Origin of the sequence: Pseudomonas sp. MD195_PC81_125, assembly GCF_014060985.1 — a bacterium.
In the GTDB taxonomy this organism is placed as follows: Bacteria; Pseudomonadota; Gammaproteobacteria; order Pseudomonadales; family Pseudomonadaceae; genus Aquipseudomonas; species Aquipseudomonas parakoreensis.
Map to the genome: position 1 here is coordinate 1 of NZ_JABULD010001030.1, position 511 is coordinate 511.

General features: G+C 50.1%; 1 protein-coding gene. It reads left to right on the forward strand.

Features of this window, described 5'->3' with window-relative positions; all coding sequences use genetic code 11:
• Window positions 1-308: 308 nt before the first annotated feature.
• Window positions 309-511: DUF3509 domain-containing protein (locus tag HT737_RS32495; RefSeq protein WP_182404713.1), on the forward strand; the 203-nt coding region annotated here is incomplete at its 3' end.

The following is a 511-nucleotide window of genomic DNA, read 5'->3' on the forward strand; positions in this document are numbered from 1 at the left end:
AAGGTCGGGGATCGAAAATACGACAGCGCTTCTCAAGCTGTACACGCGGTTTTTGCAATTGTTTTGTATCCGCCCGCTCATGCCTGGCAGCGGAGATTGCGCCTTTGCCATTTGGTTCCGTCCAACTGAAGAGAATCCCGCAAAATGCAGGATGCACGATGGCCATTCATGCAGTTTGCACGACCCGTGCAAATTTCATGATTTTTAAGCCATTGATTTTAAAGGATTTTTTATTTTTCAAATGCTGGCACAATCGCTGCAACCTCCTGTGCATGCTTGCCCTTCAAGTGCATACGGAGCTGAAAGACATGAGCCTGATTCAAGAAAAATTTACCTCCCTGTTCTCCAACTTCAACGTCACCACTGCACCGCGTCCTGATGGCGGGATTTTGCTGACCTTGCGCAGCAGCGAAGGCAAAGTGTTCAAGCGCGCCTTGACCTACCAGCAAATGCACAACGCCGACCAACTGTCGTGGGCAATCAGCGCCATCCGTCGTGACTTGGCAGAAGA